23 protein-coding genes are annotated in these 25,292 nt (G+C 73.9%); 10 read left to right on the top strand and 13 right to left on the bottom strand.

All coding sequences use genetic code 11. From position 1 onward, the window contains the following. Positions 1-65: 65 nt before the first annotated feature. Positions 66-356, bottom strand: coding sequence for a rhodanese-like domain-containing protein (locus tag ABD106_RS00605; RefSeq protein WP_343916290.1), 291 nt, complete (start codon positions 354-356; stop codon positions 66-68). A gap of 46 nt (positions 357-402) precedes the next feature. On the opposite strand from ABD106_RS00605, the gene ABD106_RS00610 reads away from it, so the two are divergent. Next, on the top strand, positions 403-876 hold the full coding sequence (locus ABD106_RS00610; RefSeq protein WP_343916292.1) for a VOC family protein: 474 nt from the start codon (positions 403-405) through the stop codon (positions 874-876). A 3-nt stretch (positions 877-879) separates the two neighbouring features. Here the strand turns inward: ABD106_RS00610 and ABD106_RS00615 are convergent, their stop codons facing one another. The 3 genes from ABD106_RS00615 to aroA all read right to left on the bottom strand — a co-directional run bounded on the left by ABD106_RS00615 (position 880) and on the right by aroA (position 4,045). Then, positions 880-1,617 (bottom strand): inositol monophosphatase family protein, encoded by a 738-nt coding sequence (locus ABD106_RS00615; RefSeq protein WP_343917826.1) that lies wholly within the window; start codon positions 1,615-1,617, stop codon positions 880-882. A 92-nt stretch (positions 1,618-1,709) separates the two neighbouring features. Beyond that, positions 1,710-2,750 (bottom strand): ribosome small subunit-dependent GTPase A, encoded by a 1,041-nt coding sequence (gene rsgA / locus ABD106_RS00620; protein WP_343916294.1) that lies wholly within the window; start codon positions 2,748-2,750, stop codon positions 1,710-1,712. Beyond that, positions 2,747-4,045 (bottom strand): 3-phosphoshikimate 1-carboxyvinyltransferase, encoded by a 1,299-nt coding sequence (gene aroA / locus ABD106_RS00625; protein WP_343916296.1) that lies wholly within the window; start codon positions 4,043-4,045, stop codon positions 2,747-2,749. Before aroA ends, rsgA begins: the two co-directional genes overlap by 4 nt. Positions 4,046-4,184: 139 nt before the next feature. On the opposite strand from aroA, the gene ABD106_RS00630 reads away from it, so the two are divergent. Next, positions 4,185-4,790: a sigma-70 family RNA polymerase sigma factor gene (locus tag ABD106_RS00630; RefSeq protein ID WP_343916298.1), complete on the top strand. Its 606-nt coding sequence runs from the start codon at positions 4,185-4,187 to the stop codon at positions 4,788-4,790. Next, on the top strand, positions 4,787-5,047 hold the full coding sequence (locus ABD106_RS00635) for a zf-HC2 domain-containing protein (protein ID WP_343916300.1): 261 nt from the start codon (positions 4,787-4,789) through the stop codon (positions 5,045-5,047). Before ABD106_RS00630 ends, ABD106_RS00635 begins: the two co-directional genes overlap by 4 nt. 68 nt (positions 5,048-5,115) lie before the next feature. Here ABD106_RS00635 and aceB read toward each other — a convergent pair whose 3' ends face one another. Then, entirely contained in the window at positions 5,116-6,804 is a 1,689-nt protein-coding gene (aceB, locus tag ABD106_RS00640) for a malate synthase A (protein ID WP_343916302.1), read from the bottom strand. 70 nt (positions 6,805-6,874) lie between these two features. Beyond that, the gene (aceA, locus tag ABD106_RS00645; RefSeq protein ID WP_425545713.1) at positions 6,875-8,149 is read right to left on the bottom strand and encodes an isocitrate lyase; all 1,275 of its coding nucleotides are present in this window, start codon (positions 8,147-8,149) and stop codon (positions 6,875-6,877) included. 198 nt (positions 8,150-8,347) lie between these two features. On the opposite strand from aceA, the gene ABD106_RS00650 reads away from it, so the two are divergent. Further along, positions 8,348-9,835: a helix-turn-helix domain-containing protein gene (locus ABD106_RS00650; protein WP_343916304.1), complete on the top strand. Its 1,488-nt coding sequence runs from the start codon at positions 8,348-8,350 to the stop codon at positions 9,833-9,835. On the opposite strand, the gene ABD106_RS00655 is transcribed toward ABD106_RS00650, so the two are convergent. From ABD106_RS00655 to ABD106_RS00665, 3 genes are all read right to left on the bottom strand, one after another. Further along, a complete protein-coding gene (locus tag ABD106_RS00655) occupies positions 9,832-10,281 on the bottom strand; it encodes an FAD synthase family protein (RefSeq protein WP_343916306.1) in 450 nt (149 codons plus the stop codon). The two genes, ABD106_RS00650 and ABD106_RS00655, sit on opposite strands and share 4 nt — an antisense overlap. 75 nt (positions 10,282-10,356) lie before the next feature. Continuing rightward, complete coding sequence (locus tag ABD106_RS00660; protein WP_343916308.1) at positions 10,357-11,283, bottom strand: glycosyltransferase; 927 nt, start codon at positions 11,281-11,283, stop codon at positions 10,357-10,359. Then, entirely contained in the window at positions 11,280-12,323 is a 1,044-nt protein-coding gene (locus ABD106_RS00665) for a glycosyltransferase (protein ID WP_343916310.1), read from the bottom strand. Before ABD106_RS00665 ends, ABD106_RS00660 begins: the two co-directional genes overlap by 4 nt. A gap of 108 nt (positions 12,324-12,431) precedes the next feature. Here ABD106_RS00665 and ABD106_RS00670 point away from each other — a divergent pair, with 108 nt between their 5' ends. The 3 genes from ABD106_RS00670 to ABD106_RS00680 are packed head-to-tail and all read left to right on the top strand — an operon-like array spanning position 12,432 to position 14,772. Continuing rightward, on the top strand, positions 12,432-13,172 hold the full coding sequence (locus tag ABD106_RS00670) for a CDP-alcohol phosphatidyltransferase family protein (RefSeq protein WP_343916312.1): 741 nt from the start codon (positions 12,432-12,434) through the stop codon (positions 13,170-13,172). Beyond that, positions 13,169-14,134, top strand: coding sequence for a glycosyltransferase family 2 protein (locus ABD106_RS00675; protein WP_343916314.1), 966 nt, complete (start codon positions 13,169-13,171; stop codon positions 14,132-14,134). Before ABD106_RS00670 ends, ABD106_RS00675 begins: the two co-directional genes overlap by 4 nt. Beyond that, positions 14,131-14,772 (top strand): arsenate reductase/protein-tyrosine-phosphatase family protein, encoded by a 642-nt coding sequence (locus tag ABD106_RS00680; RefSeq protein WP_343916316.1) that lies wholly within the window; start codon positions 14,131-14,133, stop codon positions 14,770-14,772. The genes ABD106_RS00675 and ABD106_RS00680 overlap by 4 nt, the downstream gene beginning before the upstream one ends. A 24-nt stretch (positions 14,773-14,796) precedes the next feature. Here the strand turns inward: ABD106_RS00680 and ABD106_RS00685 are convergent, their stop codons facing one another. Then, positions 14,797-15,840 (bottom strand): glycosyltransferase family 4 protein, encoded by a 1,044-nt coding sequence (locus tag ABD106_RS00685; protein ID WP_343916318.1) that lies wholly within the window; start codon positions 15,838-15,840, stop codon positions 14,797-14,799. A 162-nt stretch (positions 15,841-16,002) separates the two neighbouring features. Between ABD106_RS00685 and ABD106_RS00690 the strand changes: the two genes are divergently transcribed. From ABD106_RS00690 to ABD106_RS00700, 3 genes are read left to right on the top strand one after another with little or no spacing between them, the layout of a single operon-like run. Then, positions 16,003-16,686, top strand: coding sequence for a hypothetical protein (locus ABD106_RS00690; protein WP_343916320.1), 684 nt, complete (start codon positions 16,003-16,005; stop codon positions 16,684-16,686). A 15-nt stretch (positions 16,687-16,701) separates the two neighbouring features. Continuing rightward, positions 16,702-20,217 carry a PKD domain-containing protein gene (locus ABD106_RS00695; protein ID WP_343916322.1) on the top strand — a complete coding sequence of 1,172 codons (3,516 nt, stop codon included), beginning with the start codon at positions 16,702-16,704 and terminating at the stop codon, positions 20,215-20,217. A 60-nt stretch (positions 20,218-20,277) separates the two neighbouring features. Further along, positions 20,278-21,540: a hypothetical protein gene (locus ABD106_RS00700; RefSeq protein WP_343916324.1), complete on the top strand. Its 1,263-nt coding sequence runs from the start codon at positions 20,278-20,280 to the stop codon at positions 21,538-21,540. On the opposite strand, the gene ABD106_RS00705 is transcribed toward ABD106_RS00700, so the two are convergent. Genes ABD106_RS00705 through ABD106_RS00715 form a run of 3 tightly spaced genes read right to left on the bottom strand, consistent with a single transcriptional unit; the run spans position 21,497 to position 25,265 of the window. Next, entirely contained in the window at positions 21,497-22,981 is a 1,485-nt protein-coding gene (locus tag ABD106_RS00705) for a lipopolysaccharide biosynthesis protein (protein ID WP_343916326.1), read from the bottom strand. The two genes, ABD106_RS00700 and ABD106_RS00705, sit on opposite strands and share 44 nt — an antisense overlap. Continuing rightward, complete coding sequence (locus tag ABD106_RS00710) at positions 22,981-24,195, bottom strand: Coenzyme F420 hydrogenase/dehydrogenase, beta subunit C-terminal domain (protein WP_343916329.1); 1,215 nt, start codon at positions 24,193-24,195, stop codon at positions 22,981-22,983. Before ABD106_RS00710 ends, ABD106_RS00705 begins: the two co-directional genes overlap by 1 nt. Continuing rightward, a complete protein-coding gene (locus tag ABD106_RS00715) occupies positions 24,192-25,265 on the bottom strand; it encodes a polysaccharide pyruvyl transferase family protein (protein WP_343916331.1) in 1,074 nt (357 codons plus the stop codon). The genes ABD106_RS00710 and ABD106_RS00715 overlap by 4 nt, the downstream gene beginning before the upstream one ends. Positions 25,266-25,292 lie beyond the last annotated feature (27 nt).

The raw sequence follows: 25,292 nt of genomic DNA on the forward strand, positions 1-25,292 counted from the left end.
TCCGGGGGCGCCGCTGCGTGGTCGTGGGCGCTGCGTGGTCGTGGGCTCGGCAGTGTGGTCGTCGCTCAGGCGACCGAGCCGACCATCGGGCGGCCCTCGGCCGCCCAGGCGAGGGTGCCGCCCGCGACGTTCACCGCATCGAGCCCCTGCCGCTCGAGGTAGGCCACGACCCTCGCGCTGCGGGCGCCCGAGCGGCAGATGACGGCAGCGCCGTCAGGCACCTCGGCGAGCCGCTCGACGACCTCGCCCATCGGGATGTGGATCGCGCCGTCGACGTGCCCCTGCTGCCACTCGCTCGGCTCTCGGACGTCGACGATCGGGCGGTCATGGACCTCGGCCGGGGAGATGTCGCGCATGGATCCACGCTAGCGCGGCACCGACGCGCGAGGCATGATGACCGGCATGGACGTGCGCAGCTGCATCTGGTTCGACGGCAGGATCGAGGAGGCGGCGCAGTTCTACGTGTCGCTCGTGCCCGGTTCCGAGCTCGGGGCGGTCTCCCGCTATCCCGATGACAGCGCCTTCCCGGGCCCCGATCCCGGAGCGGCGCTCACCGTCGACTTCACGCTCGCCGGGGTGCCCTACCAGCTGCTCAACGGCGGCCCCGAGTTCCCGCTCACCGAGGCGTTCTCGATCGTGCTCATCGTCGACGGGCAGGACGAGGTCGACCGGCTCTGGGAGGCGCTCACGGCCGACGGCGGCCAGGAGTCGGTGTGCGGCTGGTGCAAGGACCGCTTCGGGCTCTCGTGGCAGGTCGTGCCGCGCCGCTTCATGGAGCTCATGGAGGGCCCGCACGCGGGCGCGGTCTCGGGCGCGCTCATGCAGATGCGCAAGATCGACATCGCCGAGCTCGAGGCCGTCGCCGCGGGCGGCTAGGGGTCAGCGCGCGAGCCTGGAGAGCAGCTGCTCGTGCAGCGCGCCGTTCGAGGCGAGCGCCGAGCCGTGCCAGGGACCCAGCTGGCCGCCGATCGACGTGAAGGTGCCGCCCGCCTCCTCGATCACGGGCACGAGCGCCGCCATGTCGTAGGGCTTGAGGTCGAACTCGGCGACCGCGTCGATCGTGCCCTCGGCGAGCAGCATGTAGCTCCAGGCGTCGCCGTAGGAGCGCGCGCGCCAGACGTCGCGCTGCAGCGCGACGAGGTCGTCGATCCGGCCGGCCCCGTCCCAGCCCTGGATCGCGTTGTACGAGAGCACCGCATCCGACAGCTCCCGCACCTTCGAGACGTGGATCTGCCGCGGCTTCGCGACGTCGGTCCACGCGCCCTGCCCCTGCGCCGCCCACCAGCGACCGCCGAGCGCAGGCGCCGAGACGACGCCGACGACCGGGTGGTGATCGACGACGAGGGCGATGAGCGTGGCCCAGATCGGCGCACCCCGCAAGTAGTGCGCCGTGCCGTCGATCGGGTCGATGATCCACTGCCGCTCGGCGTCGCCCGTGGAGCCGAACTCCTCGCCGAAGATCGCGTCGTCGGGACGCTCGGCCTGCAGCATGTCGCGGATGCGCTGCTCGACCGCGCGGTCGGCATCCGTCACGTGCGTGGTGTCGGCCTTGGTCGTCACGGCGAGGTCGTGCGCGCGGAAGCGCGCCATGGAGATCGCGTCGGCGGCGTCGGCCATCCGCAGCGCCAGGTCGAGGTCGTCGTCGTAGCGGGTCACGGCTCCAGGGTACGGCGCGCGGCGACCGCCCGGCAGGTGCCGGTCGTCGGTCACTACTCCTGGTGCCGCTGCTCCCGGATCGCGACGAGCGTGCCGAGCAGCCGCTGCATCGACTCGACGCGGCGCGGCGCGAGCCGGCCGTCGGCCGCCGCGGCCGCGAGCTCGCAGTACTCCTCGTCGGCGAGGTGCGTGCAGCCGCGCGGGCAGTCGTCGGCGACGGCCGCGAGGTCGGGGAACCCGCGCAGCACGTTGGCGGTCGCGACGTGGCCGAGCCCGAAGGAGCGCACGCCCGGCGTGTCGATGATCCAGCCGTCGCCGAGCTTGAACGACACCGTCGACGACGACGTGTGCCGGCCGCGGCCCGTGACGGCGTTCACGTGCCCGACCGCGCGCATGGCGCTCGGCACGAGCGCGTTGACGAGCGTCGACTTGCCCACGCCCGAGTGGCCGACGGCGACGGTCGTGTGCCCGTCGAGCCGCTCGCGCAGCGCCTCCACGGGCGGGTCGTCGATCGACGACCGCCACACCTCGATGTCGAGGCCCTCGAAGAGCGCGAGGAACGGCTCGGGATCGGCGAGGTCGGTCTTCGTCAGCACCATGATCGGGGTGATGCCGGCGTCGAGCGCGGCGACGAGGTACCGGTCGACGAGCCGCGGCCTCGGCTCCGGGTCGGCGGCCGCCACGACCATGAGCATGAGGTCGGCGTTCGCGACGATGACGCGCTCGATGACGTCGGTGTCGTCGGCCGAGCGACGCAGCACGGTCGTGCGCGGCTGGATGCGCACGATGCGGGCGAGCGTGCCCGTCTCGCCCGTCGCATCCCCGACGACGTCGACGCGGTCGCCCGCGACGATCGACTGCTTGCGCAGCTCGCGAGCCCGTGCGGCGGTGACGATCGCCTCGTCGCCCTCGCCGAGCCGCACCGCGAGCGTGTAGCGCCCGCGGTCGACCGCGGTCACGATGCCGGTGATCGCGCTCTCGTGCTCCGGCCGCTGCTTCGAGCGCGGCCGGTTCGCCTTGGGGTTCGGGCGCTCGCGCACGCTCGACTCGTCGTACTGCTCGTACGGCTCCTCGTAGTCGCTCAGCCAGCTCATGCGAGCATCGCCGCCCACAGCTCGGGGAACTCGGGGATGGTCTTGGCTGTCGCGCCGATGTCGTCGACCTCGACGCCGGGCACGCGCAGGCCGATCACGGCACCCGCGGTCGCGATGCGGTGGTCGTCGAACGCGCGCCACGCGCCGCCGGCGAGCGGTGCCGGCTCGACGCGGATGCCGTCGGGCAGCGCGACGGCCGTGCCACCGAGCGCCGCGATGTCGTCGACGAGCGCGCGGATGCGGTCGGTCTCGTGACCGCGGATGTGGCCGATGCCCGTCACCTCGACGGGCGCCGACGCGAGGGCGCCGAGCGCGACGATCGTGGGTGCGAGCTCGCCGGCCGCGTGCATGTCGAGCGTCGCACCGGGGATCGCTCCGCCGACGGCCTCGACCGTGAGCGCGCCGTCGGCGACCGACGAGGTCGCGCCGAAGGGGGCGAGCAGCTCGGGCAGCAGGCGCCCGACCTGCGTGGTGCTCGCCGGCCAGCCGTCGAGCACGACGCGGCCGCCGACGGCGACGACCGCCGCGAGGAACGGCGCCGCGTTCGAGAGGTCGGGCTCGATCTGCTCGTCGAGCGGCGCGATCGGCCCCGGCTCGACGCGCCACGACGCCTCACCCGTCGCGTGCGCCTCGACCCCGCGCTGTCGCAGCGCGGCGAGCGTCATCTCGATGTGGGGGAGGGAGGGGAGGCGCGCGCCGCGGTGGTGCAGCGTCAGGCCCTCGTCGAAGCGCGCGGCGGTCAGCAGCAGTGCGGAGACGAACTGGCTCGACGCGCTCGCGTCGATCGTCAGCTCACCGCCGCGCACGGCGCCTGCGCCGTGCACGACGAAGGGCAGGCGCGCATCCGCCGCGTCGACCTCGACGCCGAGCCCGCGGAGCGCCGCGATCGTCTGGTCCATGGGCCGCTCGCGCGCGTGCGGGTCGCCGTCGAAGGCGACCGGGCCGTCGCCGAGCGCCGCGACGATCGGCAGGAACCGCATGGCGGTGCCGGCGAGGCCGCAGTCGATCGCCGTGCCGCCGGTGATGGGGCCCGGTTCGATGACGAGGTCGGGGCCGAACTGTCCGTCGCCGGGCGCCTCCCGGATGTCGGCGCCGAGCGCGCGCAGGCCCGCGATCATGATCGCGGCATCGCGGCTGCGCAGCGGTCGGTGCAGCGTGCTGGGGCCGTCGGCGAGCGCGGCGAGCAGCAGCGCCCGATTGGTGAGGCTCTTCGAGCCCGGCAGCTGCACGCGGGCGTCGAGGCGCGCGTGCGCGGTCGGCGCGGTCCACGGGCGGGAATGATCTGAAGCGGGCATCGGTTGCAATCTATCGGTCAGCGAGCGAGCCGAGGAGGTGCCAGTGCCCATCATGACGCTGTCGAGCGCTCCCGCGCCCGTGGCTCCCGCCGTCGCCCCTCCGACCGCGACGCCGGGCGCGACACTAGACTCACCGGCGATGACAAGCGACCAGACCGACGCCGCGAAGCGCGACGACTTCGCCGAGCAGGCCATGCAGTACGCCGACCAGCTCTACGGCGCCGCGATGCGCATGACGCGCAACCCCTCCGATGCCGCCGACCTCGTGCAGGAGACCCTGCTCAAGGCCTACGCCGCGTACGGCAGCTTCAAGCAGGGCACGAACCTGCGCGCCTGGCTGTACCGGATCCAGACCAACACCTACATCAACACGTACCGCAAGCAGCAGCGCCGTCCCTTCGAGGCCCCGCTCGACGACCTCGAGGATTGGCAGATCGGCGACGCCGAGTCGTTCACCGCCACCTCGTCGCGCAGCGCCGAGGCGGAGGCCATCCACCGCATGCCGTCCGGCATCGTCAAGGATGCGCTCCAGCAGGTGCCGGTGGACTTCCGCATGGCCGTCTACTGGGTCGACGTCGAGGGGCTCAGCTACGCCGAGACCGCCGAGGTCATGGAGTCGCCGGTCGGCACCGTCATGAGCCGCTTGCACCGCGGCCGCAAGCTGCTGCGCGGCCTGCTCGCCGACTACGCCAGAGAACAGGGGATCGCCGTGCAGGACGAACCCGCGAAGGAGAAGAAGCCGTGAGCGAGACTCTCGAGGCCAAGAAGGACTGCACCGAGGCGCGTGCCGCGCTCGAGGAGTTCCTGCACAACGAGCTGTGCGCCGAGGACGCCGCTGACGTGCGCGCGCACCTCGCGACCTGCGAGGAGTGCTCCGCCGAGCACCACGTGGGCGAGATGCTCACCGCGGCGCTCCAGGGCGCGTGCCGCGACCGAGCCCCCGAGGAGCTGCGGGCGAAGCTGCTCGAGAGCCTCCGGGCGGCGCGCGACCAGCACGCCTGACGCTCCACCGACCGACGAGAGGCGGGCGGGCTCCGTGATGGAGCCCGCCCGCCTCTGCGCTGTCGGCGTCAGGCCGCGGCGCGCTCCGGCTCGCCCTCGACGGGCTGGTCGAGCGGGATGAGCCGCTCGGGCGCGTCCTGCACCGGGATGGAGCCGGTCGTCGGCCGCTCGATGCCGTCGCCCAGGTAGCGCTCCGTGCCCGCGAGCGTGAGGAACGCCGGGTAGGTCTCCTCGAGCGCGATCTCACGGAAGAGCGCGATCGCCTCGCGGAAGCGGTTCCCGGGAGCGAGGTCGAAGCCGGCGCGCAGGTCGTCGACGAGCGCGAGGCACCGGTCGCGCGTGACGATGCGGCCGTCCGACGTGGTCGACTCGTTGTGGATCCACTGCCAGACCTGCGAGCGCGAGATCTCGGCCGTCGCCGCGTCCTCCATGAGCGAGTGGATCGCGACGGCGCCGTGCCCGCGCAGCCACGCCTCCATGTAGCGGATGCCGATCTCGATGTTCGAGCGCAGGCCCTGCTCGGTGATCTCGCCGGGCGTCGTCGACAGGTCGATGAGCGCTGCGCCGTCGACCGGCACATCCTCCCGGCTGCGGCCGAGCTGGTTCGGCTGCGCACCGAGCACGGCGTCGAACGCCTCGCGGCACGTCGCGACGAGCCCCGGATGCGCGACCCACGAGCCGTCGAAGCCGTCGCCGGCCTCGCGCGCCTTGTCGGCGGCGACGGCGGCGAGCGCCCGCTCGGTCGCGACCGGATCCTTCGCGCTCGGCACGAACGCGGCCATCCCGCCGATCGCGTGCGCCCCGCGACGGTGGCACGCCCGCACGAGCTGCTCGGTGTAGGCGCGCATGAACGGCGCGGTCATCGTCAGCTGCGAGCGGTCGGGCAGCACGAACTCGGGGCCGCGCAGCCGGAACGCCTTGATCATCGAGAACAGGTAGTCCCAGCGCCCGGCGTTGAGCCCCGCCGAGTGCTCGCGCAGCTCGAAGAGGATCTCCTCCATCTCGAACGCCGCGGTGATCGTCTCGATGAGCACCGTCGCGCGGATGGTGCCCTGCGGGATGACGAGCAGGTGCTGCGCCACGACGAAGACCTCGTTCCACAGCCGCGCCTCGGTGTGGCTCTCGAGCTTCGGCAGGTAGAAGTACGGGCCGCGGCCACGGGCGATGAGCTCGTCGGCGTTGTGGAACACGTGCAGCCCGAAGTCGACGAGCGCGCCCGACATCGGCACGCCGTCGACGAGGATGCGGTGCTCGTCGAGGTGCCACCCGCGCGGCCGCACGACGATCGTCGGCGTCTCGGCCGCCGTGACGCGGTAGTCCTTGCCCTGCGGGCTCGTGAAGGCGATCCGCTCGCGGATCGCGTCCTGCAGGTTGACCTGGCTCGCGATGACGTTGCGCCAGAGCGGGCTCGACGCGTCCTCGCAATCGGCGAGCCAGACCTTCGCGCCCGAGTTGAGGGCGTTGATCGTCATCTTGCGCTCGATCGGTCCGGTGATCTCGACGCGGCGGTCCTCGAGGCCGGGGGCCGGCGGCGCGACGCGCCAACTGCCGTCCTCGCGGATGCGCCGGGTCGACTCGAGGAAGCGCGGCGAGTCGCCGTCGGCGAACGCCGCGCGGCGCTTGCGGCGGATCTGCAGCAGCTGCTGCCGGCTCGCCTCGAAGCGGTCGTGCAGCTGGAGCAGGAAGGCCATGGCCTCGTCGGTGAGGACGCGGTCCTGGCCCTCGGCGGTATCGGTGATGCGGATGCGGTCGTCCATGATCTCTCCTCCTTCGTGTCTCTGTCGGATCTCAGTGCTCAGTGGTGGTGCTGCTCAGTGGTGCTACGGCTCAGTGGAACTGCTCGGACTCGGTGGAGCCCGCGAGCGCGAGCGTGCCCGAGGTGGGGTTGAGCGCGGTCGCGACGAGGTCGAACCAGCCGGTGCCGACCTCGCGCTGGTGCTTCGTCGCCGTGTAGCCCTGCGCCTCCGAGGCGAACTCGCGCTCCTGCAGGTCGACGTAGGCCGTCATGTGCTCGTCGGCGTAGCCCTTCGCGAGGTCGAACATCGAGTGGTTGAGCGCGTGGAAGCCGGCCAGGGTGATGAACTGGAACCGGTAGCCCATCGCGCCCAGCTCGCGCTGGAACGAGGCGATCTGATCGTCGTCGAGGTGCTTCTTCCAGTTGAACGACGGCGAGCAGTTGTAGGCGAGCAGCTGGTCGGGGAACTCGCTCTTGACGCCCTCGGCGAAGGCGCGGGCGACCTCGAGGTCGGGCTTGCCGGTCTCCATCCAGAGCAGGTCGGCGTACGGGGCGTACGCGCGGCCGCGGGCGATGCACGGCTCGATGCCGTTCCGGACCTCGTAGAAGCCCTCGGCCGTGCGCTCGCCCGTGACGAAGGGGCGGTCGCGCTCGTCGACGTCGCTCGTGAGCAGCGTCGCCGCCTCGGCGTCGGTGCGGGCGATGATGACGCTCGGCGTGCGCTCGACGTCGGCGGCGAGGCGCGCGGCGTTGAGCGTGCGGACGTGCTGCTGCGTCGGGATGAGCACCTTGCCGCCCAGGTGGCCGCACTTCTTCTCGGAGGCGAGCTGGTCCTCCCAGTGCACGCCCGCGGCGCCCGCGACGATCATGCTGCGCATGAGCTCGAACGCGTTGAGCGGTCCGCCGAAGCCCGCCTCGGCATCCGCGACGATGGGGGCGAGCCAATCCGCGACGGTCGGGGTGCCCTCGCTGCGCTCGATCTGGTCGGCGCGCTGCAGCGCGTTGTTGATGCGACGCACGACCGCGGGCACGGAGTTCGCGGGGTAGAGCGACTGGTCGGGGTAGGTCTGGCCCGACAGGTTGGCGTCGGCCGCGACCTGCCAGCCCGAGAGGTAGATCGCCTCGAGTCCGGCGCGCACCTGCTGCACGGCCTGGTTGCCGGTCAGCGCGCCGAGGGCGCGGACCGGCGTCTCGTCGGCGTGCAGGCGCTCGAAGAGGCGCTCGGCGCCGCGACGGGCGAGGGTGTGCTCCTCGACGACGGAGCCGCGGAGCCGGACGACGTCGGCGGCGCTGTAGTCGCGGGCGATGCCGCTCCAGCGGGCGTCGGCCGCCCACTCGAGCTCGAGCTCTGCTGCCTCGGTCGCCATCGCGGTGCCCCGCGCGTCGGTCATGGGCTGCTCGGTCATCGGCTGCTCGGTCATCGTGTCCTCCTGTGCTGCACCGCTTCGGGCGGTTCCGGTGGGTCTGCACCCACTGTGCGGGCAGGAAGGACGCGGCGCGCGAGAGTCAGCGGGTGAAGATCTGCATTCCTGCCAGGATGCGCAGGAATGGCGTATGGTGCTCGCATGCCGAGCCAGCGCACCTCCACGCCCTCCTGGGATCGACCGGCGCGGTCAGCCCCCGAGCCGCCGCGCGTCGACGCGCTGCAGCTCGGGAAGTCGCTGCGGCATGCGCGCAAGGCGGCCGGGCTCACGCTCGACGCGGTGCACGCGGCGATCGGGCTCGCGCCGTCGCAGCTCTCGGGGGTCGAGACGGGCAAGCGGGAGGCGCGCTTCTCGCAGCTGCAGCAGCTCGCATCCCTCTACGGCGTCACGCTCGAGCGGCTGACGGGCACCGAGCCGCCCTCGCGCCGCGCCGAGCTCGAGCTGCGGCTCGAGCGCGCCATGCAGTCGTCGACGTGGCAGCAGAAGCAGCTGCCGAGGATGCGCATCTCGCCGCGCACGCCCGACGACGTGCTCGAGACGATGCTCGCGCTCGTCGACGAGCTCGACCGCGCCGCGGAGGAGCGCGTCGCGACGCCCGAGGAGGCGCGGCGCGCGAACACGCAGCTGCGCGCCGAGATGCGGGCGCGCGACAACCACTTCCCCGAGATCGAGGCCGAGGCGGCAGCGATGCTCGCGCGCGTCGGCTACCAGTCGGGACCGCTGTCGCAGCACCTCATCGCCGCGATCACGGAGCGGCTCGGCTTCACCGTGCACCACGTCGGCGACCTGCCGCACTCGACCCGCTCGGTCACCGATCTCAAGCGCAAGCGCATCTACCTCTCGCGCTCGAGCCGCATCGACCACGATCCGCGGTCGGTGCTGCTGCAGGCGCTCGGGCACCACGTGCTCGGCCACGCGGTGCCCGCCGACTACGGCGGCTTCCTGCGGCAGCGGATCGAGACGAACTACTTCGCCGCCGCCCTGCTCATGCCGGAGCGCGCCGCCGTCGACTTCCTCGCCGCCGCGAAGGCCGAGCGGCAGCTCGCGATCGAGGACCTGCGCGACGCGTTCGCGGTCTCGTACGAGACGGCGGCGCACCGGCTCACGAACCTCGCGACGGTGCACCTGGGCATCCCGCTGCACTTCCAGAAGGTGCACGAGTCCGGGATCATCTACAAGGCCTACGAGAACGACGGCGTGACCTTCCCGGCCGACCACACCGGCGCGATCGAGGGGCAGCCCGTGTGCAAGCGCTGGACGAGCCGCGAGGTCTTCGACGTCGCCGACAAGGTCAACGCGTTCGAGCAGTACACCGAGACGCCGGCCGGGACCTTCTGGTGCACGGCGATGACCGAGCGGAGCGCGACGGGAGAGTTCTCGCTCTCGATCGGCGTGCCGTTCTCGCAGGCGAAGTGGTTCCGCGGCAGGGCGACGAAGGAGCGCTCGGTGTCGCGCTGCCCCGACCCCTCGTGCTGCCGCACGCCGCCGTCCGAGCTCGCCGCGGCGTGGGCGGGGCAGGCGTGGCCGAGCGCTCGGGCCCACTCGCACCTGCTCGCGGCGCTCCCTCCCGGGGCGTTCCCGGGAGTGGACGAGACCGAGGTCTACAGCTTCCTCGCGTCGCGACCCTAGGTGGCGATGCGCGACTGCGGGCCGGCGTCGCCGAGCTGCGCGAGCGCGCGCCGCAGCGCGGTGCTCGAGGTGTGCGCCGTGTACGGCAGGTAGACGACCTCGACGCCGACCTCGGCGAACTCGCGCTCGAGCCGCAGTCCGAGCTCGGTGCCGCGCCAGTCGTCGCCCTTGAAGAAGTGGGTGAAGCCGACCTCGCGCCACGTGTCGAGCTTGTCGGGCACCGTCTCGACGTGCACGTCGTCGACCCAGCGGACGGCGCGCACGATCTCGACGCGCTCGAGCGTCGGCACGACGGGCTCGATGCCCTTGATCTGCCGCAGCATCTCGTCGCTCACGACGCCGGCGATGAGCACGTCGCACTGCTCCCGCGCGTGGCGGAGCACGTTGAGGTGCCCGATGTGGAACAGGTCGAAGGCGCCCGCCGCGTAGCCGATGCGTCGCACCATGCCAGCCCTCCGTTCACGAACACTGTTACGGATGCTAGCGCACGGGGAGCACGACGGCGCGCGCGGCGCCCCGGTTCAACCGGCGGGGCGCGCGTACTCGAACTCGTCGAGGCCGATGGCGCCCAGGATGCGACCCTGCGCGAACCAGCGCCGCCGCCGGTACGTCGCGCTCGCCGGGACGTCGCCGCGCACGCGCGCGAGCGTCTCGCCGGCCGCGAACGCCGGCACCCGCACGAGCCCGCCGACCAGGAAGCCGGCGCGCTTCGCGAGCCGTGACGCGCTGCTGTCGGCGCGCGTGTAGAGCCGGGCGCGCACCTGCCCCTGGCAGATCGCGCGTCGGCGCACGAACGCGCGCGTCGTGCGCGAGGCCGCGATGTCGTCGCGCGCGACCGACTCGGCCGACGCGACGATCTCGCCGCCGCTCGCGATGACGTCGCGGCCGAACTGCACGTCCGATCCGCCCGAGAGCCCGAGCGAGACGTCGAACCGCACGCCGAGCGCGCGCACCTGCGCCGCATCGACGAGCACGTTGCCGGTCTTGAGGCCGTCGAGCCGTTCGCCGCTCGGCACTCGGGTGCGGCGCAGGAAGCCGCCGCCGGCGATCCACGGATCGGTGCCCTCGGGCCACACGTAGCGCACGTAGCCCATCACGACGGCGGGCCGGTGCTGCATCCAGACGGCGACGAGGCCCTCGAGCCAGCCGGGCTCGGGCACGAGGTCGTCGTCGATCATGACGACGAGCTCGTGGTCGAGCGCCGCGTCGAGCGCGGACTGCCGCGCCGCGGCGATGCCCGGGACCGGCTCGTGGCGGTAGCCGACGCCGAGCGCAGTGGCCGTCGCCTCGGCGGAGCGGTCGGGATCGTTGTCGACGAGCAGGATGCGCGAGGGCGGCTCGATCGCGTTCGCCTCGCGCCGCACGACCTCGACGAGCTCGGGGAGCAGCTCCGCGCGCCGGAACGTGGGGATCGCGATGAGCACCGCGGGAGCGGCCTCGGCCGTCATGCCCGCGCCCTTCGCCTGCGACGCTCGACGGCGGCGACGAAGGCCGACCGGTGCGCCGCACCGACGCCGTCCCAGCCTCGATCACCGAGCTCGGGCGGCGCGGCCGGCGGGGTCGAGACGCTCGCGGCGAACCGCTCGAGGTCGTCGCCCGTGAGCGGGCCGTCGAAGGTCGAGACCCAGCCCGGACCCACCTCGCTCGCGAGCGCCTCGGTGGCGTCGGAGCGCGGCACGAGCACGGGGCGGTCGAGCGAGAGCGCCGCCAGCGCGCTGCCGGAGTTGTGCATGGCTCGGTACGGTAGCACCACGCCGGACGCTCGCATGACAGCGTTCGCGAATGCCGCATCCGGGAGGTGGCGCAGGTCGAGCTCGACCCTCGGGTCGCGCTCGGCGCGGCCGCGGAGCTCTCGCTCGAGCGCCGCGCTCGTCGGCCTGCCGGCGACGCGCAGCCGCAGCTGCGGCGACGAGTCGCGGGTCGTCGCGAAGGCGTCGAGCAGCTCCTCCACCCCCTTGTACGGGCGCACGAGCCCGACGAAGCCCAGCACGCCGGGCGTCGCCGGGGTCGCGGGCGCCGACGCGAACCAGTCCCGGTAGTGCCCGTGGCGGATGAGCGTGGTCGGGGCGCCGGGCGGCACCGTCGTGCGCTCCTGCAGCACGATGCGATGGTCGGTCCGCCGCTCGAGCCACGCGAGGTAGCGCCGCTCCCACGGCGTCGACGACGAGTGCGGCTCGAGGTTGTGCACCGTGCGCAGCACCGCGACCGGCGTGATCGTGAGGCGAGCGCGCAGCGCGAGGGCGAACGCGCGCCGCGCGAGGGCGCGCGAGGGGGTGGATCCGCCGAAGAGCGTCTCGGGCCAGTGCAGCTGCAGGGCGTCGTAGCGACCGAGCAGCGCGCGACGCCGGTCGAAGCGCAGGTGCTCGATGCCGGGCGTGCCGGCGAGCGCCTCGTCGAGCATGTGGATGTACGGATTCGTCGTCGGCCTCGGGCGCCCGAACGACTGCATCACGCGGATCGGTCGCTGCTCGCCGCGCCGGTTCCTCATGCTCGACAGTCTGCACCTTGCGCGACGGCGGGCGCGGCGACCTAGACTCGGCGACGACCGCGTCCGGCGACCCCGGAAGGGCGCTGGTCGACTGGAGGCGACGAGGTGATGCAGGTGTCGGACTCGTTCGCGGACGTGCACCGGCGCCTCGCGGCGGCCCAGAAGGGCCACGCGCGGGGCGCGCCGGCCTACTCCGTCTACGTGAACCGCAGGATCGGCCGCGTGCTCGCGACCGCCGCGTTCCGCTGGGGCTGGACCCCCAACCGCGTCACGGCGGTGAGCGCCCTCCACACCTTCGCCGCGATCGCCCTGCTGGTCGCGCTGCCTGCGCAGTGGTGGGTCGGGCTGCTCGTCGCGGTGCTGCTCGCGCTCGGCTACGCGTGGGACTCGGCCGACGGGCAGGTCGCCCGGCTGCGCGGCGGCGGCAGCCTCGCGGGGGAGTGGCTCGACCACTTCGTCGACGCGATCAAGATCGCCTCGCTGCACCTCGCCGTGCTCGTCGCGCTCTGGCTGCACACGCCGCTGCGCGACTCCGCGTGGCTGCTCGTGCCGATCGCGTTCTCGATCGTCGGCGTCGTCACGTTCTTCGGCATGCTGCTCAACGACCTGCTGAAGGGCAAGTCGGGCGTGCCATCGACCCACGCCCGCGGCGGCGGGACCGCCGGGCGCTCGCTGCTGCTGCTGCCGACCGACTACGGCGTGCTGTGCCTCGTCTTCGCGCTCTGGGGCTCGACGACGGGATTCCTGTGGGCCTACGCCGCGCTCGCGCTCGCGAACGCGGCGTTCCTCGTCCTCGCGGCCGTGCGCTGGTTCCGCGAGATCCGCGCGATCGACGCTGCCGCGCGATGACCGGTCCGGAGCCCGCCGAGGCGCCGTCGTCGCCGTTCGCGGTCGTCGTGGTGAGCTTCGGGTCGAGCGGGCTGCTGCACCGCAACCTCGCGAGCCTCGAGCTCGGGGCCGCGACGGTCGTCGTCGTCGACTGCTTCAGCGGGCTCGACGAGCGGGAGCGGGTGCGGTCGCTCGCGGCTGCGCGCGGCTGGCACGCGGTGCTGCTCGACGAGAACGCCGGCTTCGGCGGGGGCATGAACGCCGGGGCGGCGCGGGCGATCGAGCTCGGCGCGCGCGTCGTCGTGGCGCTCAACCCGGATGCGTCGATCGACGCCGCGTCGCTCGACGCGCTCGTCGGCGCCGCGGCAGCCGACCCGCTGCTGCTCGCGTCGCCCAGGATCGTCGGCGCCGACGGGTCGCCGTGGTTCGAGGGCGCCGACCTGTACCTCGACGACGGCGAGACGCGAGGCGCGCGCGCCCGGCCGCGGTTCGCCGGCGCCGAGCGGCGAGCGTGGGCGACGGGCGCGTGCTTCGCGATCTCGGCCGCGCTGTGGGAGCGGCTCGGCGGCTTCGACGAGTCGTTCTTCCTCTACTGGGAGGACATCGACCTCTCGCACCGCGTGCTCGAGCTCGGGGGGACGCTCGCGCTCGTCGACGCGACCGCCGTCCATGACGCGGGCGGCACCCAGGCGCGAGCGGCCGGCGGCCGGGCGAAGTCGGAGCTGTACTACTACTGGAACATCCGCAATCGGCTCCTCTACGCGGTCAAGCACCTCGACGACGAGGGGGTGCGTCGATGGCAGCGCTCCGCGGCGCGCGTCGGCTACCGCGTGCTGCTGCGCGGCGGCCGCCGCCAGCTCGTCCGCTCCGTGCGTCCGTGGCGAGCGCTCGTGCGCGGGCTGCGCGACGGCCGGCGGATCGTGCGCGACGATCGGCGCGCGCGGCGCGGCACGACGCGCGTCGCCGCGTCGAGGTCGCGATGAACGACCATCGCTCGGGCGCGATCCTGGTCGTCTGCGCCGCCAACGTGTGCCGGTCGCCGATGGCCGAGCTGACGCTGCGGCAAGCGTTCGCGGCGATGCCCGGGTTCGAGCGCATCAGCGTCGCGAGCGCCGGGGTCAGCGCCGCGGCGGATCAGCAGCTCTGCCGAGGGGTGCTCGCGGTGCAGGGCGACCCGCGGTGGCGAGCGCTCGCGTCGGCGCACCGCTCGCGCCGGCTCGAGTCGCGCGAGGTCGAGGCCGCGACGCTCGTGCTCACCGCATCCCGCGCGATCCGCGCCGCCGTCGTCGCTGCGGCGCCCGAGTGCCGCCGCAGGGTCTTCACGCTGCGCGAGGCGGTGTGGCTCGGCGCGGGCTTCGAGCGCGGCGTCGATGCGGGCGCCGTCGACGAGCGCGGCGCCGACGCGGTCGACAGCTTCTGGGCGCACATCGACGGCAGCCGAGGGCTGCGCCAGCTGCCGGTGGCGCCGCCGCGGCCGCCGTGGCGCCGCCGACCGCCCGACCCGCTCGACATCGTCGACGGCCACGGGGCGCGCACCGCGTCGCATCGTCGGACGGTGCGCGACGTCGAGGAGTCGGCGCGGGCGCTCGCGGCCCTCATCGGCACGCGGCGCGCGAGCTGAGGTCGGGGCGGCGGCGGACTGCGCTCAGCGCACCGCTGCCGCGAGCGCCCGGGCCGCTGCGTCCCAGCTGTAGCGATCGGTGCTGGGCGAGCGCGCGGGTCGCGCACCCCACGTCGCGTCGAGCGCGCGAGCGGCCGCGCGCTCGTCGAGCGGCTCGACGAAGGTCGCGCAGTCGCCGACGGTCTCGCGGAAGACGGGGATGTCGCTCACGAGCAGCGGCGACGAGAAGTGCGCGGCCTCGACCGACGGCATGCCGAACCCCTCGTCGAGGCTCAGCGACACGGTCAGCGAGGCGTTCGCGTAGAGCCACGCGAGCTGGGCATCGGGCACGGCGCCGAGCATCACGATGCGGCCGTCCTCGAGCAGGGGTCGCGCGCGAGCGGGGATGCTCGAGACGACCCCGGAGTGGGCCGCGGTGCCGACGACGTAGAGCGGCGTGCGCGGGGTGATCCGCTCCGAGCGCGCGGCGGCGAGCATGACCGTCTCGAGGTTCTTGCGCACGTTGAGCCGCCCGACCGTGACGGCGAACTCGCCGTGCTCGGGCACCGCCGCGGGGCGCTCGCGCGGCCCGTCGAGCGCCGGCCGCACGCCCAGCCCCGTCACGACCGGGCTCGCGAGCGCGGGAGCGTGCCGGAGCATCCGCTCGGCCTCGGTCCGGCTCGACGTCGCCACCGCGGCCGCGCGCGTCGCCCACGGCAGCATCGGCTGGAAGTACAGCCGCTCGGCCCTCGAGAACCACTCGGGGTGCTCCTCGAACATCACGTCGTGGACGAACACGAGCGCGTCGCCGGATGCCGGCGCGTAGTTGTGGCAGACGGTCACGTCGACGCGCGACCGTCGCGCGAGCACCGGCAGCTCCCAGTGGTTCGAGGCCGCGTGCGGCCACACGCGCGACCGCGCGACCTCGGCCCCGGGCGGCAGGCCCGCGGCGTCGGCGCCGACCGGCAGCGCCACGACGAGATCGTCGTCGGGATGCGCCCGGGCCCACGCCAGGATGAGCTCGCGCTGCACGGCGCGGTTCGCGGCGGGGCCGCGCTGCCACCAGTAGCCGTCGAACAGGATGCGCATTCGTGCTCCACGAGTCAGAGCGGCGACGCCGCTGCGGCAAATCTTGAGCGAGAAGGGTGCCTCAGGGTAACACTGTTACGGATACGCTCGAGGGAGTGCATCCGCAGGCCGCAGGCCGCTCGCCGACGGCGTGGGATGGCTGCTGGACAGGACTGGAGCGGCGTGGAATCGCAGGAGATCGGGCGGCGAGCGATCGTGCCTCGCGCGCTCGCGACGGCAGCCCTCGCGGCGGTCGTCGCGCTCGGGATGACCGCGTGCACCGCACCCGACGCGGCGCAGCCGTCGAGCACCGCGGCGCAGCCGCAGGCGACCGGCTCGGCGACCGACCCCGCGACGACCGAGGCGGCGCCCACCGATCCCGCCGCCCCCGAGCCCGCGCCGAGCGGCTCGATGGTGCCCCCGCCGGGCGCGGCAGCGGAAGCGACCGACGGTCCGCTCGAGGCCGCGCCGCTGCCCTCGACCGCCGCCCGGCTCGACGAGCAGGTCGCGTTCGACACCGGCATGGTCGTCGAGGTCGTCTCGGTCGAGCCGATCGAGGTGGAGGCCGAGACGCCGGGCGAGATCTCCGGGCCCGCGGTCGTCGTGACGGTCGCCGCTCGCAACGACTCCGACGCGCCGCGCTCGGTGGACTCCGCCGTCGTGATGGTCGCGACCGCGGACGGCGTCCCCGGCGTGGGCACGACCGCCGGCGATCCCTCGCCGTTCGTCGGCGTCATCGCACCCGGGGCGACCGCCTCGGCGAGGTACGTCTTCATGCTCGACCCGGCCGCCGGCCGCGAGGTCACCGTCACCGTCAACTATGCCGCGGGCGAACCCGTCGCGGTCTTCACCGGCTCACCCTCCTGACAGATGGAGCTCACCATGCACGCTCGCCGCCCGCTGCGGTCCGCCCTCCTCGCCGGGATGGCCGTGGTCGCCACCGGTGCGATGCTCGCCGCAGGCCTCACCGTCGCATCCGCGGCGGGGACGGGTCCCGTCTCCCTGCAGCAGCGCACGCCGGCGGTCGTCACCGCCGATCCGCTCCCCACGGTGCAGATCGACAACGGCTACGTCTGGGCGCAGACGATGATCGGCAGCACCGTCTACGCGGCGGGCGGCTTCGCCAACGCGCGCGCCCCGCTCGCCGCTCCTGGCACGAGCCTGACGCCGCGCAGCAACATCCTCTCCTTCGACATCCGCACGGGGAACCTGTCGTCGTTCGCCCCGCAGGTGAACGGGCCCATCCGCGCCGTCGCGGCGTCGCCCGACGGGTCGCGCCTCTACATCGGCGGCTCCTTCACCTCGGTGAACGGCCAGTCGAGGTTCAACGTCGCGGCCCTCGACCCCGTCACCGGTGCCCTTGTGCCCGGCTTCAACGCCTCGATCGGCGGCAGCGGCGTCTACGGCATGGCCGTGACCGGCGACGCCGTCTACGTCACGGGCCTCTTCTCGCAGGCCAACGGCGTGGCGCGCCAGAACCTCGCGGCGTTCGCGACCGCGAACGGCGCGCTGCGGCCGTGGGCGCCGACGCTCGACCGGCAGGGCGATGCGCTCGTGATCGAGCCCGGCGGCGCGCACGTGATCGTCGGCGGCCGATTCTCCGTCACCAACGGCGTCGTCCAGCGCGGCCTCGCCGCCATCCACCCGGTCTCGGGCGCGCTCGACACGAGCTGGCTCGCGCCGCGCACCGTCGTGAACGGCTGGGGCTCGGGGGCGAACGCCGGCAAGGCAGGCATCTTCGCCCTCGCGACCGACGCGAACGGCGTGTACGGCACCGGCTGGGTCTTCGCCAACGCCGAGGTCGGCAACCTCGAGGGCGTCTTCGCCGCGGAGGCGGGGACCGGCGCCATCCGCTGGGTCGCCGACTGCCACGGCGACCACTACGGCGTGTACTCGACCGGAGAGGTCGTCTACGCGACGAGCCACACGCACGCGTGCGACACCGCCGGCCTCGCGCCCGAGCTGAGCCCGCGCACCTACCGCTACGTCGAGGCCTTCTCGGCGACGGCGGAGGGGACGCTCACGCGCACGCCGTCGGCGGGCGTCAGCTACAAGGACTGGAGCGGCACGCCCGCGCCCGAGCCGTACGCGTGGTACCCGGACTTCACGGTCGGCCGCACCTCGGGCCTCAACCAGGCCGGGCTGTCGATGACCGGCAACGGCGAGTTCCTCTCCGTCGCCGGCGAGTTCGGCAGCGTCAACAACCAGCGCTACGAGGGCATCGTGCGGTTCTCGACCGCGCCGCCCGGAGGAGCGAAGCAGGGCCCCCGGATCGCGGCCGCGACCTGGGGCGCGCCGACCGCATCCTCGGTCGTGGCGGGTCGCGTGCGCGTCGCCATCCGCGCCAACTGGGATCGCGACGACCGAGACCTGACCTACGAGCTGCGTCGCGTCGGCACGACGGGCGTCATCGCCTCGCAGACCGTCGCGTCGAGCTGGTGGTCGCAGCCGCTCGTGACCTTCGACGACACCGGGCTCATGCCCGGCAGCAGCCACAGCTACTCCGTGCGCGTCGTCGACGCGAACGGCAACGCGGTCACGAGCCAATCGGCGACCGTGACGGTCGCGAGCGGGTCGTCGTCCGCCTACGCGGATGCCGTGCTCGACGACAGCGCATCGCTGTACTACCCGCTCGGCAGCATCCGGGCCGACTGGGGCGGCGGGAACGCGCCCGTCTTCGGCAGCGGCGCCACCGTCCGGACGCCCGGCGCCGTGCCCGGCGTCACCGGGGCGAACGCGTCGGCCTTCAACGGCACGACGTCTGGCCGCGTCTCCTCCGGCGCGAGCACGACGGTCTCGCCCGAGTTCTCGACCGAGCTGTGGTTCAGCACGACGACGACCCGCGGCGGCAAGCTGCTGGGCTTCGGCAGCTCGCAGACGGGGTCGTCGGGCAGCTACGACCGCCACATCTACATGCAGAACGACGGCCGGCTGACCTTCGGCGTCTACCCCGGCGTCGCGCGGACCGTCTCGTCGACGGCCTCGTACAACGACGGCCAGTGGCACCACGTCGTCGCGACCGCCGGTGCCGGCGGCATCGCGCTCCACGTCGACGGCGTGCGGGTCGCGCAGGACACGACGGCGATCGGGGCGCAGGCCTACTCGGGCTACTGGCGCGTCGGCGGCGACAGCCTCGGCGGATGGCCGAACCAGCCGACGTCGCAGTGGTTCAGCGGTGCGATCGACGAGGTGGCCGTCTACGGCTCGGCGCTGCCGAGCGGGCGGATCGCCGCGCACTACGCGCTCGGCAAGGGGCAGGTCGCGCCCACCGCAGCGTTCACGTCGACGGTCTCGGGCTCGCAGGCGAGCTTCGACGCCTCCGGCTCGTCCATCGGCGCCGGGGCGACCGTCGCGTCGTACTCGTGGAGCTTCGGGGACGGCACCCCCGCGGGCACCGGCGTCTCGCCGAGCCACACCTACGCCGCCCCCGGCACCTACCCGGTCACGCTCACCGTCACCGACTCCCGCGGCGCGAGCGGCGTCGTGACCCGCGACGTCGTCATCGAGGCGCCCAACGTCGCGCCCACCGCGTCGTTCACGACCGCCGTCGACGGCTTGAGCGTCGCAGTGAACGCCTCGGCCTCGACCGACCCCGACGGGGGCATCGTCTCGTACTCGTGGAACTGGGGCGACGGCACACCCGCCGGCTCCGGAGCGATCGCGAGCCACAGCTACGCGACCGCCGGCACACGCACCATCACGCTCACCGTGCGCGACGCCGACGGGGCGACCGGCACGCGCTCGGCGCAAGTGACGGTGCAGCCGCCGCCCGTGTCGCAGTTCGCCGCATCCGACGACTTCGGCAGGACCGCGTCGTCGGGCTGGGGCACGGCCGACGTCGGCGGTGCATGGAGCATGCTGGGCGGCACCGCGGCCCCCGCCTCCGTCGCGAACGGCACCGGCCGGCTGACGCTCGGCGCCGGGTCGACGCGCAACATCGTGCTCGCCGGCACGCCGCTGCGCGACTCGCGGACGACGATGCAGTTCTCGCTCGACCAGGCGCCCTCGACCGGCTCGTCGTACATCGGCGTGGTCGCTCGCGCGACGTCGACCGACAACTACACCGCGCGCGTCTGGCTGCGCGACACGGGCGCCGTCTGGCTCGTGCTCCAGCACGGCTCGACCGTGCTGCGATCGCAAGCCGTGCCGGGCATCACGCGCGCGGCAGGGGACTCGTTCTCGCTCGCCGTCGAGGTGACGGGCACGACCACCACGACCATCTCGGCGAGCGTCTGGCGCACGGGCACGCCGCAGCCGGCCGCGTGGCAGGCCACCGCCTCGGACGCGACAGGGCCCGGCACGGCGGCTGCGGTGGGGGTGCACGCCAACCGGGCCGGTTCGGCGACGACGACGGGCGTCTTCACCGTCGACGCCTTCCGGGTGACCGACCTCGGTTGACGCCGGCCCTCCGGGCGCCGGATAGGTTGTGCTCGTGATCCGAGCGTCCGGAGGGCAGCGTTGAGCGAGTCGCTGCTGCTCCTGATCCCGCTCGCGCTCTGCGCGGGCGGGGTCGCCCTGTTCGTGTTCCGCGCGAGCCCCAGGACGACCTTCGTCGCCTGGACGCTCGTGCTCTTCCTCGTGCCGATCTGGATCGGCGTCACGGCCGGCATCTTCTGGGCCGCGATCATCCTCGTGACGATCGCCGCGATCGCCGCGAACCTCACCGACCTGCGGCTGGCGCCCGTCGACGCGCTCGTCGCGCTGTTCGCGCTGCTCGTGCTCGTGCTCCTCGCGCTGGGCCTCGCCTCGCTGTCGCACGCGGTCACGGCGGTGCTGGAGTGGATCGTGCCCTACGCGTGGGGGCGCCTCGCGCTCGCGCGCGTCGGCGAGCGCTTCATCGTCCGCACGATCGCGGCGATCGCGGCCGTCGCGGCCGTGCTCGCGATCGTCGAGTTCCTGTCGGGCGTCAACGTCTTCACGCTCGTCCCGGGCCCCGGCGGCTTCGCGCAGTGGTCGACGCTGCAGGTGCGCGGGCCGTTCCTGCGCGCGGAGGGCGCGTTCGGCCACTCGATCGCGCTCGGGGCGGCGCTCGCGATGTCGACCGCGTGCATCCTGGCCGCGCGGTGGCGCACGTGGGTCACGCTCCTCGCGCTCCTCGCGGTCGTCGGCGCCCTCGTCGTCACGTTCAGCCGCATCGGGCTCGTGACCGGAGCGCTCACGATCGCGCTCAGCCTCGTGGCGCTGCCCGGTCTCGGCCGCGCGGCGCGCTGGAGCATCGCCGCCGCGGGAGCCGCGGCCGTCGCCGTCATCCTCCCGTTCCTCGGCGACGTGTTCGTCGACGCGGGCGACGAGGCCGCCGGCAGCGCCGAGTACCGGACGGGGCAGCTGTCGCTGCTGTCGGAGGTGCAGGTGCTCGGGAGCGCCGGCGACTTCTCGGGCAGGCTCGCCGACGGGGTCTACCTCGGCGCCTTCTCGGAGTCGGTCGACAACACGCTGCTGCTCATCGCGCTGCGCTTCGGCTGGGTCGCGGTCGCGCTCGTCGCGGTGGCGCTCGTGGCGATCGCGGCCGGGGTCATCCGACGTCCGAACCCTGCCGCGATCGCCGTCGCCGCGCAGCTCCCCGCGCTCGTCGCCGTGGCGCTCATCACGCAGTTCGGGGTGCTGCTGTGGTTCTTCGCGGGGCTCGCGGTGGCGTGGCGGGCGATGGACGACGATCGCGCTCGCGAGCCTTCGCTGCTCAGGCGCGTCCCGCCGCTCCCGCGGCCGGCCGTCGCCGCGTGACCATGAGCCGCACGAACGACGCGAGCGAGGCGGCGTCGCGCCGGTAGATCGGCAGCAGCAGCGCCGTGCTCGCGACCGCGAGCCCGGCCGCGAGCCCCAGGCCGACCTCGGCCCACGAGCCGAGCCCGCGGCCGGCGAGGCCCGCGCCCCAGCTCGCCGCGCCCGCGAGCGTCGCGACGGCGACGATGCGCGCTGCACCGCCGTAGAGCCTCCGCGTGGGCATCGGCGTGATGCGCGAGAGCCAGGCGAGCGAGACCGGCCACGCGATCGCGGGGTGCACGGCGAACCCGATCGCGACCCCGATGAGCCCGAAGCACGAGCCGACGGCGACGCACACGATCTTGATGCCGGCCGTGACGAGCGTGTACCGCACGAGCTGGGCGCCGAGGCCGCGCGCCACGTACACCCAGTAGCCGACGTACGAGAGCGTCGTGAGGAGGCCGGCGATCGCGAACATGCGCAGCAGCGGCGCCGCCGGCGCCCACGCGTCGCCGAGCATGATCGCGACGACCGGCTCGGCGAGGCCCGCGAGCATCGCGAGCGGGATGCCGATGGCGTAGCCGAGCGCGAGCTGCGCGGCGACGACGTAGGACTCGAACCTCGGCTGGTCCTGCTGGAGCCTCGACAGCAGCGGGAGGGCGACCGACTGGAGGGGCGAGCGGACCTGCCCGAGCGGCGTCATCACGAGCTGGTACGCGCGGTTGTACAGGCCGAGCGACGTCGTGCCGAAGCGGCTCGCCACGACGACCGTGTCGACCTGGCGGGCCGCGTACTGGACGAGGTTCGCCGCGACGAGGTTCCAGCCGAACGTCACCATCGTGCCGATGCGGTGGGTCCGCGAGTACCACCGGGGCGCCCACCGGCCCGCGATCACGACGCCGAGGAGCGCGACGAGCCCCGTGGCGAGCTGCTGCACGACGAGGGCCCAGTAGCCCGCGCCCAGCAGCGCGGCACCGACCGCGAGCGCGAGCGCGATCGCGGCAGCGCTCACGTCGGCGATCGCGAGCGGCCGCAGCCGCATGTCGCGCATGAGGGTGGCGCGGTGCTGGGTCGCGAGCCCGTTGAGGAGGAACAGCAGCGAGAGCCACTGCGCCATGCCGACGATCTCGGGCTCGCCGGTGATGGCGCCGAGCCCGGCGGCGACGAGGAGCATGGCGGCGGCGAGCGCCGCGCCGATCGCCGTGTTGATCCAGAAGAGGTTGTCGCGCTGGCCGCTGGAGAGCTCCGGTGCCTGGATCGACGCGGAGGTGAGGCCGAAGTCGCGGAAGATCTCGCCGAGGCCGACGAGCACGAGCACGATCGCGAGCATCCCGTAGTCGTGCGGCGTGAGCAGCCTCGCGAGCACGACGACCGACACGAGCTGCAGCACGATGCGCGCCCCCTGGGCGAGGAGCGTGAAGAGCGCGCCGCGCGCGGCGTCGTGGGCGAGCGGCGACGGCATCACGGCTCCCGGCGGTCGCGCCGCACGCGGCGGAAGGATCCCAGCAGCACGCGCAGCGCGAGTCGCGGCGACGCGATCGTGAGCCGGAGCAGCCGGAAGCCCGGGTAGCGCGGCGGTCGCCGCCCGGCGAGCGCGGAGCCCCACAGCCGCGCGCGCAGCAGCCGGCGCCTGCCGGTCTGGAGCGGCTGCGCGGCGGCGAGCGCCGCCATCGTGAAGGGCTCGAGCGAGAGCACCCCAGCCGCTTGCGCGTCGAGGATCGTCTGCCGGCCGCGCGGCGTGCGCGCGATGAGCGCGCTCGAGCCGTCGCCCTCGGCGAACGACGGGTAGCCGTGCTCGTCCGACTCCCACGCGTCGGCCGACACGATGTCGGCCGACTCGCCGACCCCGTCGGGGCACACCTTGCACCGCCACTGGGTCGTGGGGCCGAGCGCGCGACCCCACGACTCCTCGTAGGCGACCGAGACGGCGCGATCGCCCGCGATCGCGCGGAAGCTGCCGGGCCAGCCGAGGCCGCGGTAGCGGAGGCTCGAGACCGGCGCCCCGCTCGGCACGCCGAGCTCGGCGAGCAGCGAATCGGTCGCGAGCTGGCTCGGGGTGCCCGCGCAGAAGAACGAGAGCAGCAGCGGAGGCTCACCGTCGACGAGGTCGTCGGCGGTCTGGCGGAGCGCCGAGATCTCGCACGGCTTGCCGCACACCGCGCTGTCGGAGCGCAGCGCATCGGCGTTGTCGAGCGCGGCGACCGGCGCGTACCGCGATCCCGCGGCGGCGAGCGCCTGCTCGCGCGTCACGATCGAGACCGGCACGGAGCGCCGCGGCTCCCGCTCGTCCATCGCGGCGCCCGTCACGCGCGCCGCGCGGCCGCTCGCGACGAGCCAGGCGTGCAGGGCGGTGAGCGCACCGCCGCTGCTGCCCGCGTGCCGCACCTCGGCATCCGTCGCCCAGGCGCGCCAGATGCCGACGTGCGCCCCGAGCAGCGGATGGGTCGCTGCCCCCGCCGGGGTCTCGGGCGCGCGCACGACGACACCGGGGCAGCCGCGCCGGAACACGGCCTCCGCGCCGGGCGCCGCGCGGGAGGGTCCGTCGAAGCGCGGCCGCGCATAGCCGCGCGCGTCGAGCGCCATGCGCAGCGACGGGTCGAGCCGGGTGCACAGCCCGCAGCCCGAGCACGCGTCGCGCGCCAGCACGTCGGCGACCGCCCGCTCGAGGCCCGTCATGCTCCGGCCAATCGCTCGACGACGACATCGAGCATGCGCTGGCCGCGCTCCTGCGCGGCGACGGCCTCGTCGGCCAGCCCCTCGCCGCGCGCGTGGGCGAGCACCGCCGCGGCGACGTCGCCGCTGCCCGAGAGCTGCACGACGTGCTGCCACCCGATCGAGTCCATGAGCGGCGCGAACTTGCGCGAGTACGCCATCGCGACGGCGGGCGTGCCGGTCGAGAGCGCGTTGAGGCACGCGTGCATGCGGGCGCCGATCACGAGCCGGGCCCCCGCGACGGCAGCGCGCGCGTCGGACAGGTCGAGCGGCACGTGGAGGCCGATCCGGCCGTCGAACTCGGCGGCGAGCGCGCGCGACGCGGGCACGTCGTCGTCCGAGTGCTCGGAGTCGAGCACGTGGGGGAGCAGCGTCACGGCGCGGCCGTCCGAGAGCAGCCCGTCGATGACGCCCCGCACCGCGGACCGGTAGCCGGTCGCGTCGACGTGGTCGTTGCCGTGCCACAGCAGCCCCGAGACGTTGAGCAGCACGTCGTGCTCCGAGCGCGCGGTCGGCTGCCGGAGGCCGAAGACGAGGTCGCTCGTCGTGCCGTCGACCGGCCGGCCGAGGCGGGCGGCCTCGCGCGCGCTCCGGGGGTCGCGCGCGAAGACGAAGCGGCTGCGCCGCAGCGAGCGTCGCGCGAGCAGGCCGCCCCGCACCGTGCGGAAGGGACCGATCGTCTGCGGCGCGAGTGCGACGGGCGTGCCCGCCTGCACCGCGAACTCGTGGACGAGCGACATCGTCGTGTGGCGCGGCAGGCCGTAGAGGTCGGCGAAGCTGTCGCCCGACCTCGTGTCCCACACGAGGTCGAAGCCCGCCAGCCAGCGCATCATGCCCGCGCGCCCCGTGACGCGCTCCCGCAGCAGCGATCGATCGCGGCCCCACGGGATCTCCTGCGGGCGCCGCCGGTAGTTCATGAACGTGAACTCCGCCTCGGGCCACACGCGGCGCAGCAGGTCGACCGACCCCTCGCCGAGCGCCCGCACGCCGAGGTTCGGCGAGGAGTCGTCCGCCCATCCCACGAGGACGCGCATGGTGTCCTCCTTCGGGCCCGTTCGCGA

The sequence above is a fragment of the Agrococcus citreus genome, from assembly GCF_039527715.1.
In the GTDB taxonomy this organism is placed as follows: domain Bacteria; phylum Actinomycetota; class Actinomycetes; order Actinomycetales; family Microbacteriaceae; genus Agrococcus; species Agrococcus citreus.